Genomic DNA, 14,119 nt, shown 5'->3' on the forward strand with positions numbered 1-14,119 from the left:
GTTTTTAAAAGATTTGCTATTTTTACGTCATGATTTTAGTCACAGGAGCAACAGGTTTAGTAGGTTCGCATTTGTTAGTGCAACTTCTTCAAGAAAATGAGGCAGTAAAAGCGCTATTTCGTTCTGAAAAACAAATTGAAAAGACAAAGAATGTATTTTCTTTTCATAATCAATTAGAGCTTTTTGATAAAATTAATTGGGTAAAAGGTGATATTACCGATATTCCGTCGTTAGAAATTGCTTTTGAAAAGGTTACACATGTATATCATTGCGCTGCTTTGATTTCGTTTGATCCTAGGGACGAAGACGAGCTTAGAAAAATCAATATTGAAGGAACTGCCAACATTGTAAATTGTTGCATTGATTTTGGCATCAAAAAACTTTGTCATGTAAGTTCGATTGCCGCTTTAGGAAACCCAAAAGAACACGAAACTACTATCACAGAAGAAACCGAATGGAATCCTGAAGAATTGCATAGTGATTACGCCATTACGAAATATGGTGCCGAAATGGAAGTATTTCGCGGCCATCAAGAAGGCTTAGAAGTGGTAATTGTGAATCCGGGTGTGATTTTTGGTTACGGTTTTCCAAAAAGAGGTAGCGATGTAATTATTCAATCTGTTAGGAGAGGAACTTCATTTTACACTAAGGGCTTTGTTGGAATTGTTTTTGTAGATGACGTAACCAAATGCATGATGCAACTTATGAAAAGTGACATCAATGGAGAACGTTTTACACTTGTTGGTGAAAATATAGAAGTTAAAAAACTGCTTAAATTTATTGCTAAAGAAATAAACGTAAAAAGTCCTTCTATAAATGCCACGAAGTCAATGACATCAATTGCTTGGCGATTAGATTGGTTAATTTCAAAAATTGCGAATCGCAAAAGGAAAATAACTCGAAATACAGCTGCCGCATTGCATGAAACTTTAATTTACGATACTTCAAAAATTAAATCGGAATTCGAATTTGAATTTCAAGAAAAAGAAGAGTATTTAAAAACTATTCTGAAACACTAAAGCTTTTTTTTACATCATCTGATGCATTTGTTGCTTTAGTTGTATCATTCATTTTCTTTTGTTCTAAATCTAATCTTTCAATTACTTTTTTATAGATTTTTTTATATTTTCTTGAATCTGAAGCATAATAGCGTTGATTTTGACTGTAGGTTATACTGTCAATTTTATACTTTTTAAAAACATACTGATTAGCATTAATATTCGCCTCTGCTAATTTATAAGGCATATTACCATCCGCTGCTTGTAAAATTGCAATATCAAAAATAATATCAACCATTACTTCCTCATCCAATAAATTTTCGGGTTTGGGTGCTGGATTCTTAGAACAAGAAAACAACAATAAGCTTACAAATAAAAATAGCAGTGGTTTCATTATAAATTTCTTTCAAATAATAATCGTTGGCCTACTTTAGTGTCTTTTACTTTACCATTTTGATAAACTAATTTCCCATTTACAAAAGTATGTGTCACGCGCGATTTAAAGTTATATCCCTCAAACGGAGACCAGCCACATTTTGCAATAATATTTTCTTTTTTAACATTCCACGGTAAATATGCATTTACAATTGCTATATCAGCATAATAACCTTCTCGAATGAATCCTCTTTTTTCAATTTGAAAAATTTTAGCTGGATTGTGACACATTTTTTCAACAATCTTTTCTACCGAAATTTTTCCTTGATGATGCGCTTCAAACATAGCTACAACAGCATGTTGAACTAAAGGACCACCAGAAGGACAGGTTAAATATGGATTGCTTTTTTCTTCAAGCGTATGAGGTGCATGATCTGTTGCTATTACATCAATTCTATCATCTAATAAAGCTTTCCATAATGCATCTTTATCTGCTTGAGATTTTACAGCTGGATTCCATTTAATCAAGGAGCCTTTTATTTCATAATCAGCATCTGTAAACCATAAATGATGAATACATACTTCCGCTGTAATTTGCTTTTGTTCTAATGGAATTTTATTGGTAAATAAATCTAATTCTTTTGCTGTAGATATATGGAATACATGAAGTCTAGCTCCTGTTTTTTTTGCTAAAGCAATTATTCTTTCTGTAGACACATAACAAGCTTCAACACTACGTATTTCTGGGTGTTTATCAACTGGAATATCTTCCCCAAAAACTTCTTTAAACTTTGCTAAATTATTTTTAACTATAGTTTCATCTTCGCTGTGAACAGCAATTAACAACTTAGTACTTGTAAATATCTTTTCTAATGAAGCTGAACTATCAACAAGCATATCGCCAGTAGACGATCCTAAAAAAAGTTTTAATCCAGCTACATTTCTAGGATTTGTCTTTAATATTTCTTCTAAATTATCATTAGTACCTCCCATCATAAATGAATAATTCGCATACGATGTTTTAGCGGCAATTTGATATTTATCTTCTAAAAGTTCTTGCGTAACAGCATTAGGAACTGTATTTGGTTGCTCAATAAACGAAGTTATTCCACCAGCTACAGCAGCTTTACTTTCAGATTCGATAGTTCCTTTATGAGTAAGACCAGGTTCTCTAAAATGCACTTGGTCATCAATAGCGCCAGGAATTACATAACTTCCTTCGGCATCAATAATAACACAGTCAGATGATTTTACACTAATTTTTTCTGCAATTTCTTTAATGAATTCATTTTCAATTAATATATCCCCATCAAAAACAACACCCTCATTTACAATTTTGGCATTTCTAATTAAATATGTATTGGCACTCATTATAATCTATTAAATATTTTACGTAGTCTCAACATTATTACTCCAACAACGGCTTCACGAATAATTCCACCGCTCATTTTTGATTGTCCTTTTGTTCTATCTGTAAAAATGATAGGAACCTCAACAATAATGAATTTATTTACAAAGGCACGATATTTCATTTCTATTTGAAACGCATACCCCACAAATTTTATTTTATCTAGATTAATTTTTTCTAATACAGTTCTTCTGTAACATTTAAAACCTGCTGTTGCATCCGCAATTTTCATTCCAGTTATCATTCTCACATAAACTGAAGCAAAATAAGATAACAGAACTCGACTTAAAGGCCAGTTTACAACATTGACGCCATTTGAATATCGAGAACCGATAGCAACATCCGCACCATTTTCACAAGCTGCTAACAACTTTTCCAAATCATTCGGATTGTGTGAAAAATCGGCATCCATTTCAAAGATATAATCATATTCATGAGAAAGCGCCCATTTAAAACCTGCTACGTATGCCGTTCCTAATCCTGATTTTTTCATTCGAATCTTCAAATGCAACTGCGAAGGAAATTTTTGCTGCATCTCTTTTACTTTTGCTGCCGTTCCGTCAGGAGAATTATCATCCACTATTAAAACATCAAAAGGCGTTTTTAAAGCAAAAACTGCTTTTATAATCGCTTCAATATTTTCAATTTCGTTAAAAGTTGGAATTATAACAATACCCTGAGCCATAAAAAAATCTTCTATTTAACTGCAAAAATAAACTATTTCTTGTAGACAATTCTTAATAATTTTATAATAATGAAAATGACACTATTTTTTGTAAATTTGCGCTGATATGTTAGCAATTCAATTACACGACCGAATTATTGAAAGCAAAGATTGGGCCACCATTTTGTTTATGGTTTGCTTGGCTATCATTGCAGTTAACAAAACCATATCTTCAGTACGTTTTAACGAATTTGTTCGCTTGGCTTATTCCGATAAATACACAAAAATTTACAGAGACAGTAGTAATCTAATGAGTGGGTTTACCATTTCAATGTTTGTCTTGCAATTGATTTCATTTTCTTTTTTCACTTTGTTGGTATTGAACCAATTTAATAAAGCTGAAAAAACAGACTTAATTGTTTACATCCAAATCTTAACATTTTTAAGTGTTTTTATTCTTTCTAAATATTTAATAGAAAAAATAATTTCAACTGCCTTCAAAATTGAAGAATTTAGTGAACAATTCAATTTACTTAAGGTGAATTATAGAGCATATTTTGGATTTATTTTGTTACCTGTGAATATCATTTTGTATTATAATTCTTTAAATTCAAACTGGTTCTTTTGGGCTTTATTAATTACCTTAATCAGCATAAACATAATTACTTACTTAGTTGTTTTGAAATTGTATCAAAATTTATTATTACGTAAAATATTTTATTTTATTTTATATCTTTGCACCCTTGAAATAGCACCTTACTATTTCATTTATAATTGGTTTACAAAAAATTAGAGAGAAATTATGTCAAATTTGAAAGTGAAAACAATATTAGTTTCACAACCAGAACCTAAAGTAGAAAATTCTCCTTATTTTGAGCTTCAAAATAAATTGAAAGTTAAAATTGACTTCCGCCCTTTTATTCACGTAGAAGGAGTTTCTGCCAAAGAAGTTCGCGCCCAAAAAATTGATTTAAACAACTTCACTGCTATTATATTAACAAGTCGCAATTCAGTTGACCACTTTTTTAGAGTGGCGGAAGAAATGCGTTATAAAATACCTGAAGATTTAAAATATTTTTGCCAATCTGAAGCAGTAGCTTTCTATTTACAACGGTATGTAGTATATAGAAAAAGAAAAATATATGTTGGCCAGAAAGATTTTGTTGACATGTCAACTTTGATAAAAAAGTATAAAGATGAAAAATTCTTATTACCTTCTTCAGACCAATTAAACGCTGACATTCCTCAAACACTTGACGGATTAAAAGTAGATTGGACGCAAGGAACATTTTACAAAACCGTAATGAGTGATTTAACGGATTTAAAAGATGTATATTACGATATTTTAGCGTTTTTTAGCCCTACAGGGATTAAATCCTTGTTTAAAAACTTCCCTAATTTTCAACAAAACAATACGCGTATTGCAGTTTTTGGAAGTACCACTCAAAAAGAAGCTTTAGAACATGGTTTACGAATAGATATTATGGCACCTAGCCCAGGAACTCCCTCTATGACTGGAGCTTTAGAAAAATACGTAGCAGAAGCTAACAAAGGAAAATAAAAACCAATTTTTTATTTTGGTTTTATTAGTTAACGATTAAAATAAAGATTGCAGTTTAAAAATGCAATCTTTATTTTAATCGTTAACTAAACTACTTTTATTTAAAAAGATATTTCATTCCAAATAAAACATTTCCTTTTGGCATGGGTACCATACCGGCTTCAACATATTCAGTATTGAAAATATTTTGAATTAACATATTAATTTCAATATTTTTAGTTCTGAATGTTGTATTCAAATCATAAACATTATAAGAAATTCTTGAGGTTCTCTCAGCATATCGGTATGAAATATTTTGACTAAATCCTTTAAACAACTTGATGTCATAATTAAAAACAACTTGATGGCGCAAAGAATTTATGCCGTTTTTTGAAATTAAATCCGTGTTGATATTGTCATCAATATAAGTATAACCTAAGTTCAGCTGATTTTTAATTTTACCTAATGAAAAATTATACTTCAACGAAGATTCGAAACCTTTTGTTTCAACATCAATATTAACAGGTCTCCATAAATCATCAGGAGTTGCTCTTCTGTAATCAATGAAATTTTCTGTGTTTCTATTAAAAAACGCCACATTAAAATCAACTTTATTTGCATGATATTTGAATCCTAATTCTTGAGCAAAGGCTCTTTCTGCTTCTAAATTTGGATTCCCTTGAGTTTCTAAATCACTATAATTTAAATCGGTATAAGTAGGAACTCTATATGTATATCCAACGTTACTGTAAAGTCGAATTCTATCCGATAATTTCACTCCTAAATCAATACCTGGAAAAGCTCTGTTATCAAAATCTGAGAAATACGAAACTGCAACACCTGGAGTAATATCTACTATTTTATCAAACAATTCAAAACGATGTTCTAAGAATAAAGTGGCAATTTCTCTTTCGGCATCTCCTAAGTTATTACTTTGAATCATATATTTTGAAAATTCAAGACCAAAACCAGTGATACCTATTTTAGATTCGTAAGAACCATTAAATTCTCCAGCAATTTTATTTGTGATATGTAAATTTCTGTAAACTGAAGGATTTGTTCTTATGAAAATATATTCGTCTTGGTTTCTTCTCCAATAAACTCTTGGTTTAAAAGTAAAATTCCCCCTTTTTACTTCTGTCGAAAGTCCAATCAAACTTGCTTGCGTAACTTCATATGGAAGTGCAAAATCCTTAGTAACACCATAAAAATTTTGAGCTCCAAATTTTCTCTCAGAAAAAGCTGAAATTAAATTAATAGGTAGTTTAGATTTATTGAATTTACTTCTCAATACATAATTTGTATTATCAAAATCAGTGTTTTTTCTATAACCATCTGAAGACTGCTTAGAAAAGTGAACCACATGATTACTGTCTTCTAAGTTAACAGTACCTGTAACTTCAGCAATAAATTGACCAAATGAACCTCCTTGAATCTTAGCAATGATTGAGTTCTCCAAATTATCGTTAGTTACGATATTAATGGCACCCGTAAAAGCATTTTGTCCAAAAATACGGGCTGCTGGACCTTTTATCACTTCAATCCTTTTGATCACTTCAATAGGTAATGCCAAATTCATGGTATGATGACCTGTTTGTGGATCGTCAACTTTAATGCCATCAATTAAAAGTAACGTTTGATCAAAACCACCACCTCTGATGTATAAATCGGCCTGCATTCCATTTACACCTTGTCGTCTAACATCAACCCCTGCGAGCTGTTGCAATGCATCGGCTACATTTGTAATTCCAAGTTTTTTTATATCTTCTGCAGTAACAATTTGAATGGTTCTTGAATTTTCTTTAAAAGGTAAATCAATTCGAGAAGAAGTAACCACAACTTCTTTTAGCGAATCGGTTTTCAATTCTGTTTCTTGTGCGTTTCCAAGTATAGAACCAAAAAGCATAACAGATAAAAAGTATTTATTTTTCATTTGAAGTTTATTTTAAAACGGTGCAAAAGTCGTAACTTTCCGGACGATTAATATAGTCCAGTTTTAAAATGAAAGATAGTCCGGTAAATTCATTGCTTAAAGAATTTATTCAATTTGAAAAACGCAGCAGCACTTCGGTTTACATCCAAATATCTCAGCAAATAATAAATGCTATACAACGCGGCTATTTAACTTCTGGAACTGCTTTACCTGGTACAAGGATTTTTGGCCAACTACTACAAATTCATAGAAACACAGCCGTTGCAGTTTATGAAGAATTAGCAGCGCAAGGTTGGGTTGAAATAATCGCCAATAAAGGAACTTTTATTTTAGTACCGGAACAAAAAACCGCCTCCATTAAAGCATCTTCAAACCAAATTGACGCAATCAATACCTATTCTAAAACAACTGGATTTCCGTTTCAAACCTCATTTCATTTGTCATCAACTCAAGAAATGTCGGAGGCAAAATTTAATATAAATGATGGTCAGCCTGATTTAAGACTACATCCCATTCATGAGTTTTCAAAATGGTTTAGTGCTTCCATGAAACGCAAAACATTGCTTTCAAAATGGAGTCAAACATCTAAAATTAAAAATTCAGTCTTTGAAAATCAGTTGTGTAATTATTTAAATGCAACTCGTGGTTTTTATATTCAACCTACTAATTTAATTAGCACCCGAAGTACAGAAATGAGTTTATATATTATTTCTCAACTATTAATTCGGAAGAAAGATTTAGTTTTAGTAGGACACTTAAGCAATTATGCTGCGAATATGATTTTTCAAGAATCTGGAGCATCTATTCAAACTATTCCGGTAGATGAATATGGCTTAGATATTGATTACATAAGAACTCATTATACAAAAGGAACTATTCGATGTGTTTACATTTGTACAAATCGAGATTATCCAACTACGGCATCATTATCTGTAGAACGTCGTTTAAAATTATTAGAACTTGCTAAACTTTATCAATTTGCGATAATTGAAGATGATTATGATTATGATTTTCAATTTGAAGGTTCGGCTATGCTCCCCATGGCAAGTTCAGATGCAAATGGTTTGGTCATTTATCTAGGTAAATTAGGTCAATCTTTATTCCCAAGTTTTCAAGTTGGATTTGTTGTAGCGCAAGAAAATTTGATAGTAGAAGCAAAAAATTACTTGCAAATGTTAGATCGCCAAGGTGATTTAATTCAAGAACAAATGCTTTCTGAATTAATTTCGGAAGGAGAAATTCATCGTTTACTAAAAAAGAATGTTGTAATCTATAAGCAAAGACGAGATTATACATGTGAATGTTTCAAACGTCATTTTAAAGAAACTGTCCGATTTAAAAAGCCAACGGGAGGATTAGCCATTTGGGTTGAATTTCAACCATCAATATCATTAATTCAACTTGCTGAAGAAGTAGCAAAATTAGATGTATTGCTGCCTAAAACTATTCTTTATCAAGATAAAAACACGTGCGCCATTCGTTTTGGCTTTGGTTATTTGAATGAAGAGGAAATTGAAATTGTCATAAGCAAATTGAAACTTGCTTATGACACAATCATAAAATGATTAAACAAAAAAGTCCCACAAAATGCGGGACTTTTTTAGTATAAATCTATTGTCTTAGTCGACTAAAACAATAATCTTGTTTTCATTCATTTCGATGGTGCCAGAATTAATAGGTAACCAATACGTTTGCTCATTTACTTTATTGAATTTAGAAGCAAATTCTTTTTCAATAGTAATATTTTGAGCATTTATTTTCACATTTCCTTTTGCTAATAATGAAACAATAGGAGCGTGATTGTTTAGCATTTGAAACTCACCATTAATCCCAGGAACCGCTACCGAAGTAACTTCTCCTTTAAACAATGTAGCTTCTGGCGATACTATTTCTAAAATCATAACTTTAAGTGATTAGTGATTAGTAATTAGTGATTAGTAAGTAACTGAATACTGTGACTGAACACTGAATACTAAAATTATGCTTCTGCTAACATTTTTTGTCCAGCTTCAATAGCTTCTTCGATAGTACCTTTAAGGTTAAACGCTGCTTCTGGTAAGTGGTCTAATTCACCATCCATAATCATGTTAAATCCTTTGATTGTTTCTTTAATATCAACCAATACTCCAGGAATACCTGTAAATTGCTCCGCTACATGGAAAGGTTGAGATAAGAAACGTTGTACACGACGTGCACGAGATACAGATAATTTATCTTCTTCAGATAACTCTTCCATACCTAAGATGGCGATGATATCTTGTAATTGTTTGTATTTTTGAAGAATCTCTTTTACTCTTTGAGCACAGTCATAATGTTCAGCACCTAAGATTTCTGGAGTTAAGATACGAGAAGTAGAATCTAATGGATCTACTGCAGGATAGATACCTAACTCAGCAATTTTACGAGACAATACTGTTGTTGCATCTAAGTGAGCAAACGTTGTTGCTGGTGCAGGGTCAGTTAAGTCATCTGCAGGTACGTAAACCGCTTGTACAGATGTAATAGATCCTTTTTTAGTTGAAGTAATACGCTCTTGCATCGCACCCATTTCAGTTGCTAATGTAGGTTGGTACCCTACTGCAGATGGCATACGACCTAATAAAGCCGATACTTCAGAACCTGCTTGTGTAAAACGGAAGATATTATCAACAAAGAATAATACATCTTTACCTTGGTCAGATCCAGCTCCATCACGGAAATATTCAGCGATAGATAATCCTGAAAGTGCTACACGAGCACGAGCTCCAGGTGGCTCATTCATTTGTCCGAAAACGAAAGTAGCTTTAGACTCTCTCATTCCTGGCATATCTACTTTAGACAAATCCCATCCTCCATTTTCCATAGAGTGCATGAAATCGTCACCATATTTAATAATTCCTGACTCTAACATCTCGCGAAGTAAGTCATTTCCTTCACGTGTTCTTTCTCCTACTCCTGCGAATACAGAAAGTCCGCCGTGACCTTTTGCAATATTGTTAATCAACTCCTGAATTAATACAGTTTTACCTACTCCAGCACCACCAAATAATCCAATTTTTCCTCCTTTTGCATAAGGCTCAATAAGGTCGATTACTTTAATACCTGTAAATAAAACTTCAGAAGAAGTTGATAAGTCTTCAAATTTTGGAGCTGTTCTGTGGATTGGTAAACCATTAGAACCTGCTTTAGGTAAATCTCCTAATCCATCAATTGCATCACCAATTACATTAAACAAACGACCAAAAACGTCTGCTCCAATTGGCATTTGAATTGGTGCACCAGTAGCAACTACTTCAACACCTCTTGCTAAACCATCAGTAGAGTCCATAGAAATGGTACGTACAGTGTTTTCACCAATGTGAGATTGAACTTCAAGTACTAATAAAGTACCATCTTTTTTAGTGATTTCTAATGAATCATAAATTTTAGGTAATTCGTTATTTGAGTCATTAAAAACGACGTCAACAACTGGCCCGATAATTTGTGCAACTTTTCCTGTGATTCTAGACATTGCTTATGTATTTATTTAATAGCTAATTAATGTTGAAAAAATGATGTATTTTCCGAGTGCAAAGATAGTTTTTTTTGAAACAATTTTGCAATATATTTTTTGACTTTTTTACAACAAAAAAGCGAAATTATTAAATTTCGCTTTTAAAATATTATTCTACCGTAACGGATTTTGCCAAATTCCTTGGCTGATCGACATTACAGCCTCTCAAAACTGCAATATGATACGACAATAATTGCAACGGAATTGTAGTTAATAATGGCGTAAACGGCTCATTGGTTTCAGGAATCTCAATAACATGGTCTGCTAAAGCTCTAACTTGGGTATCACCTTTAGTAACTACAGCAATAATTTTTCCACTTCTCGATTTTATTTCTTGAATATTACTTACCACTTTATCATAATGTCCTTTATTTGGAGCAATAACAATAACTGGCATATGTTCATCAATCAATGCAATAGGACCATGCTTCATTTCTGCCGCCGGATATCCCTCTGCATGGATATATGAAATTTCTTTTAATTTCAAAGCACCTTCTAAAGCAACTGGAAAATTATACCCTCTTCCTAAGTACAAACAATTAGTTGCATCTTTATATATTTCTGCAATTTGTTTTGCAACTTCATTTGTTTGCAACGCTTCTTGTACTTTTTCAGGAATTAATTCCAATTCCAACAAATAACGTTGGTAATCTGAATTTGTCATTGTTCCTTTTGCTTTTGCTAAACGTAATGCCAATAAAGTAAGTATTGTAATTTGTGTAGTAAATGCTTTAGTAGACGCCACACCAATTTCTGGACCTGCATGCGTATATGCTCCCGCATGTGTTTCACGAGAAATTGAAGAACCCACTACATTACAAACTCCAAAGACAAATGCTCCGTTTTCTTTTGCCAATTTAATCGCAGCTAAAGTATCAGCCGTTTCACCTGATTGTGAAATTGCAATAACAACGTCATCTTTGTTAATAATTGGATTTCTATATCTGAATTCTGATGCGTATTCTACTTCAACAGGAATTCTTGAAAATTCTTCGATAATATATTCTGCAACTAATCCGGCGTGCCATGAAGTTCCACAAGCAACAATAAGAATTCGTTTAGCATTTAAGAATTTTTCTAAATTATCTTCAACTCCCGACATTTGGATAATTCCTTTGTTTGCCAAAAGTCTTCCTCTGTAGGTATCTTTAATTACGCTTGGTTGTTCGTAGATTTCTTTCATCATAAAATGATCGTAACCTCCTTTTTCAATTTGCTCCAAGTTTAATTGCAACTCTTGAACATAAGGATCAACCAAAGTGTCATCTTTAATTTTTCTAACCTTTAATGGTTTATGCAAACGCACAATAGCCATTTCTTCATCTTCTAAATATATTGCATTAGAAGTGTATTCTATAAATGGTGTAGCATCAGAAGCAATAAAAAATTCATCTTCACCAATACCAATTGCTAACGGACTTCCTAAACGAGCTACTATTATTTCGTTTGGCTTTTCAATATCAAGCACTGCGATAGCATAAGCGCCAATAACCTGATTTAAAGCAATTTGAACCGCTTTTCCAAGTTTACAGTTTTCTTTTTTCTTTACTTCTTCAATCAAATTAATTAACACTTCTGTATCCGTATCCGATTTAAAAGTATACCCTCTTTTAATTAATTCTTGCTTTAATGGTTCATAATTTTCAATGATTCCATTATGTATGATGACTAATTTTCCAGAATTAGAAAAATGTGGATGTGAGTTTACATCATTAGGAACTCCATGAGTTGCCCAACGTGTATGGCCCATTCCAACTTTACCAAAAGTTGTTTTTTCACTTTCAGCTTTTGCTTCTAAATCAGAAACTTTACCTTTTGTTTTTGATAGTTTTAAATCATTACCATCATATAGTACAATTCCAGCACTATCATAACCTCTATATTCTAATCGATGTAACCCTTTTATTATTACCGAATAGGCATCTCTATGACCTATATAACCTACGATTCCACACATATTTTTATTAATTAGGTTTAGTGAAATAAATATTTAATTTAAGTTTTTTATCTTCATCTAAAGGGTCAGTAATTACATTTCCATATAAAACTGTTCCCAATGGATTAAGAATTGATGCCAATGGAATGCTTTTTATTTCCAAACCATTTGCAGTAAAAGGAGTTTTTAACATAGCTGTAGAGACAAGATTTATGGACTCTGTAACAGAAATACCAATTTTAATGTTATCCATATACTCTCCATCACTATCAACTTTTAAAACACTCTTAATATGTTCGGTTATTCTTACCGTATATTTAATTCCTTTTTTTGATTCATCAACTTCTCTTTCGATAATTCCTCCAAAAACCAGTTTATTTTTTTTAGCATTTGAACTTGTTGAACTATCATACGTATAATCTAAAAGCACAACATTATTCTTAGCATCGTAAATATAAATTCTTTCTGGCTCATTACTTACATTCAACATCTGGGATTTATCAACATAAAAAGTAAGTCGCGCATCGTTAACCAACCAATCATTGTTTGCCACATTATTTCTTAAGGTTTGTAATTCGGTAGCATTAAACAAATCAATAAATGCAACTGAACCATTACCACCTTTAATATATAATCTTTCACTTCCTGTTACTTCATTAGTTGCCGCTAATCCAGAAGTATAATCAGAAGAATTCGTATGCTCTAAGAAGTTAATACTATTATTTCTTAATGTTGAAGATGCGTTATATCCCATTTTAAGCGAAAAATTTCTTCTTGTTCTAACCGGATTAGGATTTTCAACCGTTGGATCAGCAGACGCTTTATATAAAATTTTAAGTTCTGCTCTAGAAAAATCCAATATAGCTAAAGCACCCTGACCTGGATTAATTTCCTCTACTTCAAACAATAAACCTCTAAAATAATTTTTAAAACTATTGTTATTAAACAAATTTCCAGAAGCAGTAGCATCTATAATTTTTTGTTGGAAAAAGCTGTTTTTTAAATCCAACCACATGCCTGGTGTTTTTCTTTCTTTGATAACTCTCAAAGAAACATCATTTTGATCAGATAATACTGCACCATTACTGTCTAAATATAAACCTGCACCATTGGTTTTATAAATATACAATTCTTTTTTACTAAAATAAAATTCATTGTTCTGAGATGTAGCCGAACTATTGTTTAATATTTCTGTTCCTTTAAAAGGATCAATAAGCGGCTTATCGTTACTATAATATTTTTGAGATGATTGTAAATTATCCGTTGGATCAAAATCTCTAAGGAAATAGCCATTCTCTACAACCGACAATTTAAATTTTCCTGTTTCTGCATTTCCATAGACAGAATCTAACTCATAGATTCGCTCGCCACTTGTTTCTGTAGACTGTATCTCACTAAAATAAGGCACATATAAATAAACTGAATCAATTACAGGATTATAACCAAAAGAAGGGTTTTCGGTACCTAATTCAACTTGTGTTACAAAATGAGCCTTTGTAACTCCAAATTTTGTATTATTATAAACACCTAAAGCATTTAATGGCAAATTATTAGCCTGAACAGGACCCGTTGCTTTGGAATAAGCAACTAAATTTTCAACTTCATATTGCTCTAAATCAAAATGATCTTCCCCAATTACATCTGAATCTAAGGAATTAAAATCCTTATCACAAGATATAAAAAGAACGAATAATAACAAAGATGATATTTTAAAAATACTTTTTTTCATAATA

The 14,119-nt window shown here is 31.9% G+C and carries 12 protein-coding genes; 4 read left to right on the forward strand and 8 right to left on the reverse strand.

From position 1 onward, the window contains the following. Positions 1-29: 29 nt before the first annotated feature. Positions 30-1,019, forward strand: a complete 990-nt coding sequence (locus RSE15_RS07515) for an NAD-dependent epimerase/dehydratase family protein (protein WP_324067165.1) — start codon at positions 30-32, stop codon at positions 1,017-1,019. On the opposite strand, the gene RSE15_RS07520 is transcribed toward RSE15_RS07515, so the two are convergent. The 3 genes from RSE15_RS07520 to RSE15_RS07530 are packed head-to-tail and all read right to left on the reverse strand — an operon-like array spanning position 1,003 to position 3,466. Then, positions 1,003-1,392: a DUF4296 domain-containing protein gene (locus RSE15_RS07520; protein WP_324067166.1), complete on the reverse strand. Its 390-nt coding sequence runs from the start codon at positions 1,390-1,392 to the stop codon at positions 1,003-1,005. The two genes, RSE15_RS07515 and RSE15_RS07520, sit on opposite strands and share 17 nt — an antisense overlap. After that, positions 1,392-2,744, reverse strand: a complete 1,353-nt coding sequence (locus RSE15_RS07525; protein ID WP_324067168.1) for a dihydroorotase — start codon at positions 2,742-2,744, stop codon at positions 1,392-1,394. Before RSE15_RS07525 ends, RSE15_RS07520 begins: the two co-directional genes overlap by 1 nt. Beyond that, positions 2,744-3,466: a polyprenol monophosphomannose synthase gene (locus tag RSE15_RS07530; protein ID WP_324067170.1), complete on the reverse strand. Its 723-nt coding sequence runs from the start codon at positions 3,464-3,466 to the stop codon at positions 2,744-2,746. Before RSE15_RS07530 ends, RSE15_RS07525 begins: the two co-directional genes overlap by 1 nt. Positions 3,467-3,572: 106 nt before the next feature. On the opposite strand from RSE15_RS07530, the gene RSE15_RS07535 reads away from it, so the two are divergent. Both RSE15_RS07535 and RSE15_RS07540 read left to right on the forward strand, forming a co-directional pair. Then, entirely contained in the window at positions 3,573-4,238 is a 666-nt protein-coding gene (locus RSE15_RS07535) for a DUF4271 domain-containing protein (RefSeq protein ID WP_324067172.1), read from the forward strand. A gap of 18 nt (positions 4,239-4,256) precedes the next feature. After that, positions 4,257-5,006 (forward strand): uroporphyrinogen-III synthase, encoded by a 750-nt coding sequence (locus RSE15_RS07540; protein WP_324070433.1) that lies wholly within the window; start codon positions 4,257-4,259, stop codon positions 5,004-5,006. Between the two features lie 97 nt (positions 5,007-5,103). On the opposite strand, the gene RSE15_RS07545 is transcribed toward RSE15_RS07540, so the two are convergent. Beyond that, positions 5,104-6,918: a TonB-dependent receptor plug domain-containing protein gene (locus RSE15_RS07545; protein WP_324067174.1), complete on the reverse strand. Its 1,815-nt coding sequence runs from the start codon at positions 6,916-6,918 to the stop codon at positions 5,104-5,106. A 68-nt stretch (positions 6,919-6,986) separates the two neighbouring features. On the opposite strand from RSE15_RS07545, the gene RSE15_RS07550 reads away from it, so the two are divergent. Then, positions 6,987-8,483, forward strand: coding sequence for an aminotransferase-like domain-containing protein (locus RSE15_RS07550; RefSeq protein ID WP_324067176.1), 1,497 nt, complete (start codon positions 6,987-6,989; stop codon positions 8,481-8,483). Between the two features lie 54 nt (positions 8,484-8,537). On the opposite strand, the gene RSE15_RS07555 is transcribed toward RSE15_RS07550, so the two are convergent. The 4 genes from RSE15_RS07555 to RSE15_RS07570 all read right to left on the reverse strand — a co-directional run bounded on the left by RSE15_RS07555 (position 8,538) and on the right by RSE15_RS07570 (position 14,115). Next, a complete protein-coding gene (locus RSE15_RS07555; RefSeq protein WP_324067178.1) occupies positions 8,538-8,819 on the reverse strand; it encodes a FoF1 ATP synthase subunit delta/epsilon in 282 nt (93 codons plus the stop codon). Positions 8,820-8,896: 77 nt separating this feature from the next. Then, entirely contained in the window at positions 8,897-10,408 is a 1,512-nt protein-coding gene (atpD, locus tag RSE15_RS07560; RefSeq protein ID WP_324067179.1) for a F0F1 ATP synthase subunit beta, read from the reverse strand. 151 nt (positions 10,409-10,559) lie between these two features. After that, complete coding sequence (gene glmS, locus RSE15_RS07565) at positions 10,560-12,407, reverse strand: glutamine--fructose-6-phosphate transaminase (isomerizing) (RefSeq protein ID WP_324067181.1); 1,848 nt, start codon at positions 12,405-12,407, stop codon at positions 10,560-10,562. 7 nt (positions 12,408-12,414) lie between these two features. Next, positions 12,415-14,115 carry a BamH family beta-barrel-assembly machinery protein gene (locus RSE15_RS07570; RefSeq protein WP_324067183.1) on the reverse strand — a complete coding sequence of 567 codons (1,701 nt, stop codon included), beginning with the start codon at positions 14,113-14,115 and terminating at the stop codon, positions 12,415-12,417. Between the last annotated feature and the right edge of the window lie 4 nt (positions 14,116-14,119).

The sequence above is a fragment of the Flavobacterium sp. genome, assembly GCF_035195345.1.
In the GTDB taxonomy this organism is placed as follows: Bacteria; Bacteroidota; Bacteroidia; order Flavobacteriales; family Flavobacteriaceae; genus Flavobacterium.